Source organism: Dietzia aerolata (genome assembly GCF_014144865.1).
Lineage (GTDB): Bacteria > Actinomycetota > Actinomycetes > Mycobacteriales > Mycobacteriaceae > Dietzia > Dietzia aerolata.
Window position 1 is genome coordinate 1 of sequence record NZ_JAALDM010000180.1, and the last position, 4,353, is coordinate 4,353.

General features: G+C 70.7%; 5 protein-coding genes. 3 read left to right on the plus strand and 2 right to left on the minus strand.

The annotated features are described in order from the left end of the window. From G6016_RS11220 to purM, 3 genes are all read left to right on the plus strand, one after another. Positions 1-148: sterol carrier family protein (locus G6016_RS11220; protein ID WP_241730246.1), on the plus strand; the 148-nt coding region annotated here is incomplete at its 5' end. A gap of 237 nt (positions 149-385) precedes the next feature. Further along, positions 386-2,005: an amidophosphoribosyltransferase gene (purF, locus tag G6016_RS11225; RefSeq protein WP_182632740.1), complete on the plus strand. Its 1,620-nt coding sequence runs from the start codon at positions 386-388 to the stop codon at positions 2,003-2,005. Between the two features lie 61 nt (positions 2,006-2,066). Then, the gene (gene purM, locus G6016_RS11230) at positions 2,067-3,149 is read left to right on the plus strand and encodes a phosphoribosylformylglycinamidine cyclo-ligase (protein ID WP_182632738.1); all 1,083 of its coding nucleotides are present in this window, start codon (positions 2,067-2,069) and stop codon (positions 3,147-3,149) included. Between the two features lie 246 nt (positions 3,150-3,395). Here the strand turns inward: purM and G6016_RS11235 are convergent, their stop codons facing one another. After that, positions 3,396-3,575: a DUF3073 domain-containing protein gene (locus G6016_RS11235; RefSeq protein ID WP_182632739.1), complete on the minus strand. Its 180-nt coding sequence runs from the start codon at positions 3,573-3,575 to the stop codon at positions 3,396-3,398. A gap of 256 nt (positions 3,576-3,831) precedes the next feature. After that, the coding region (ygfZ, locus tag G6016_RS11240) for a CAF17-like 4Fe-4S cluster assembly/insertion protein YgfZ (protein ID WP_422110478.1) at positions 3,832-4,353 on the minus strand (522 nt) is incomplete at its 5' end.

Here is a 4,353-nt window from a genome sequence, read left to right on the forward strand (position 1 = left end):
CGTGGTGGAGACCGATCCGCGGACGTGGCTTTTGCTGGCGACCGGCCGCGTGTCCTGGGAGGCGGCGGTGGACTCGGGCCGGGTGCGGGCCTCGGGGACGCGGGCGTCCGAGGTGGCGGCGGGCCTGCCGGTGGTGCGTGTGCCGTGACTGCCGAGGGGCGGGCTACCCCGGGGACTTGGGGTGAAGGGGGCATGTGTACGTAGACTTGGGCGGTACCGCCGAGGGGGCGTCCGTGCGGACTGCCCTGAAGCCTTGAGGGAGCGCCAGCTGGTGGAGAGTTTGTCGTCACGTCCGGCACCGACCGGATCACTCCGCCGCACCGGTGGCCGTAGCGCCGCCGTGGGGCTGGGTCTTCCCGACCCGTCGGCGCCCGGTCCGACAGGTCTGCCGATCGACACCGAGCGCATCGGTCCGGTCGAGGAGTGCGGCGTCTTCGGTGTGTGGGCGCCGGGTGAGGACGTCGCCAAGCTCACCTACTACGGCCTGTACGCGCTGCAGCACCGTGGCCAGGAGGCCGCGGGAATCGCGGTGGCCGACGGCGAGCAGGTGCTGGTCTACAAGGATCTCGGCCTCGTCAGTCAGGTCTTCGACGAGAAGACGCTCGATTCGATGCACGGCCACATCGCGGTGGGGCACTGCCGCTATTCCACGACCGGCGCGGCCACCTGGGACAACGCCCAGCCGATGTTCCGCCCGACGGTCGACGGTGGCTCGGTGGTCCTCGGCCACAACGGCAACCTCGTGAACACCATGGAGCTCAAGCGCCACGCCGCTTCACTGGGCATCCAGGGGTACTCGGAGGAGAGCTCGCATTCCGATTCGGACATCGTCACCACCCTGTTGGCGCACGAGGCGAGCGAGGACGGCCTCGAGGAGGCGGCGGCCAGACTGCTGCCCCACCTGCGTGGCGCCTACTGCCTGGCTTTCAGCGATGAGCACACGCTGTACGCCGCCCGCGATCCGCACGGCGTCCGGCCGCTGGTCCTCGGCCGGCTGGAGCGCGGCTGGGTTGTCGCGTCGGAGACGTCCGCGCTGGACATCGTGGGCGCTGCGTTCGTGCGGGACATCGAGCCCGGTGAACTCATCGCGATCGACGGCGACGGCGTCCGGTCGCGGCGGTTCGCCGAGGCCACGCCCAAGACCTGCGTGTTCGAGTACGTCTACCTGGCCCGTCCCGACTCGGTGATCAACCAGCAGTCGGTCAACTCGGCCCGGGTCGAGATCGGGCGGCGTCTGGCGCAGGAGCATCCGGTCGACGGCGATCTGGTGATCCCGGTGCCTGAGTCGGGCACGCCGGCCGCGGTCGGATATGCGCAGGGCTCGGGCATCCCGTTCGCCCAGGGCCTGACCAAGAACGCCTATGTCGGCCGGACATTCATCCAACCCTCCCAGACCATCCGTCAGCTGGGGATCCGGCTCAAGCTCAACCCGCTGCGTGAGGTGATCCGCGGACGCAAGCTCGTGGTGGTGGACGACTCGATCGTCCGCGGCAACACGCAGCGTGCGCTGATCCGGATGCTCCGCGAGGCGGGCGCGGCCGAGGTGCACGTGCGGATCGCGTCCCCGCCGGTGCGCTGGCCATGTTTCTACGGGATCGACTTCGCCAGCCCCGCCGAGCTCATCGCCAACGGGGTCGACGCGACCGACGGCATGCTCGAGGGCGTCCGTCGCGCGATCGGTGCCGACAGCCTGGGGTACGTCTCGGTGGACGGGATGATCGAGGCCAGCGGCCAGGCTCGCAATGAGTTGTGCGCGGCCTGTTTCGATGGCCACTACCCGATCGCGCTGCCGGACGACTCGCCCATGAGTGCGGCCGTGCGCGCGCTCGCCGCTGAGGTCGACGAGGAGTCCGAGGGACCCTCGTTGGCTGTCGGCCCCGCCGATGCCGCGCCGGCCAGTTCCACCCCTCCGCCCGTCGGAGCACCGACCACCGATTCCCGGAATGCCCGGAATGCCCTGAACCAGGCCCCGAACGACAGCGTTGGCGTCGTCCGCCGCACCTGACGTGGACGCTGTCTGCCGTCCCTGACCGGGCACCCGAGTAGGGGCCCACGAGGAGAAACCCATGACCGACAACTCTCACCTCCCGTCCGGCGCGTCGTACGCCGCCGCCGGTGTCGACATCGACGCCGGTGAGCGTGCCGTCGAGCTGTTCGCTCCCCACGCCAAGCGGGCGACCCGACCGGAGGTGATGGGTGGTCTCGGCGGCTTCGCCGGACTGTTCTCGCTGAAGAACACCTACCGTCAGCCGCTGCTGGCCTCGTCCACGGACGGCGTCGGGACCAAGATCGCGGTCGCCCAGGCGATGGACGTCCACAACACGGTCGGCATCGATCTCGTGGCGATGATCGTCGACGACCTGGTGGTCTGCGGCGCCGAGCCCCTGTTCCTGCAGGACTACATCGCGATCGGCAAGGTCGTTCCCGAGCACGTGGCGAGCATCGTCGAGGGCATCGCCGAGGGCTGCGTCCGTGCCGGCTGCGCGCTGCTCGGGGGCGAGACCGCGGAGCACCCGGGCCTCATGGCGCCGGGGGAGTACGACATCTCGGGCACCGGCGTCGGCATCGTGGAGTCCGACGAGGTCCTGTCGGCCGAGAACGTCAAGCCCGGCGACGTCATCCTCGGTATGGCCTCGTCCGGCCTGCACTCGAACGGCTACTCGCTGGCCCGCCACGTCCTGCTCGACCTCGCCCGGCTGCCGCTGGAGGGTCACGTCGAGGAGTTCGGTCGCACGCTCGGCGAGGAGCTCCTCGAGCCGACCCGCATCTACGCGCTCGACTGCCTCAGCCTCATCGCGGAGACCGACGTGCGGGTGTTCAGCCACGTCACCGGCGGTGGCCTGGCGGAGAACCTGGCCCGCGTCATGCCGCGTGGCCTCGTCGCCCGTCTGGATCGCGGCCGCTGGGCGGTGCCGGCCGTGTTCGGCACCATCGCCCACCACGGCCGCGTCGAGCAGGCAGAGATGGAGCGCACCTTCAACATGGGCGTCGGCATGGTCGCGGTCCTGCCCGCCGAGGACGTCGACCGCGCGCAGGCGGTGCTGACGGCCCGCCACGTGGACAACTGGGTGATCGGCCACGTGGAGAAGTCCGGCGAGGACGCCGACGCTCCCCGCGTCATCCTCGAGGGCTCCCACGCCCGCTTCTGACCCGCAACGGCCCCACTAGGGGCCTGTCACGGCCCGGCTCGGCACGAACTTCTCGTGCCAGGCCGGGCCGCGGTCTTTGGCTGCTCGCCCCGGCGGCGTGCCCCGGCGGCGTACCCCGACGGCGTGCTCGGCGGCGTGCCCCCTGGCGCGCAGAGCGGGGCGTCAGAAGTAGGCGCTCAACCGCACGAAGAGGGGCCGGGCATCACTGCACGTGATGCCCGGCCCTCGTCGCAGTCGAGTGTGCGATCAGTATCTGGAGTCGTCGTCGGACCAGGACCCGTATGGGTCGTCGTCCTCCTCGACGCTGGTGGACGTGCGTCCACCAGACAACTCCTGCTGAAGACGTTCAAGGTCCGTCTGCGGAGTGTTGTACTTCAGTTCGCGAGCGACCTTGGTCTGCTTCGCCTTCGCGCGGCCTCGGCCCATTGACCTGACCCCCTCGGAAACGGTGCTGGGCCACCTCGGGGGTGCCCATTGCAAGTGTGAGTATCTGCCTGAGCACAGGATAGCGTGCCCGGCGCGGAATGTCCGCCCGGGTGTCGCGGGGCTCGCGAAAATCGTTGTCGCACACCCCTGTGACCAGGGTCAGCCGAGGCAAGAATTTTCCCACCCGGCCCGCTCAGCCTGCCGGGCCCGCTCAGCCCACCAGGCCCGCCAGACCCGCTCAGCCCGCCAGGTCTGCCTACGCCTGTCCTCGCAGTCGCTTCACCGCTTCGCGGCCGGCCTGCGGTCCGGAGTCCTGAGCGACGGTGTCGGGATCGATGGAGGCGGCCACGCCCTCGATCTCCAGTTCCGCGTCGGGGGAGACGGCCCGCTTGAGCAGCGCCAGGGCGACGGGCCCGTCCTCGTGGTGGTGGACCACGGTGCCGACGCGGCCGACGGGGCGGCCACCGGCGCGGACCTCGGCACCGGTCACCACGGAGTCATCACCGACGGATCCGTCCAGCTGCAGCCGGACGAGCACGCGCGGTGAGCGGCCGAGGTTGTGCACTCGGGAGACGGTTTCCTGGCCGCGGTAGCAGCCCTTGTCGAGGTGGACGGCACCCTGCTGGGCGACGGCGCCGATCCAGCTGCTCACCTCGTGCGGGATGGTCTTCTCGTCGGTGTCCACGCCGATCCGGCCGCGCAGCGGGAGCGTGGCTGCGGCGCGCAGCGCCTCGTAGGTCCACGAGCCGGCGGGCCGGGCCCCGGAGGCCACCGCGGC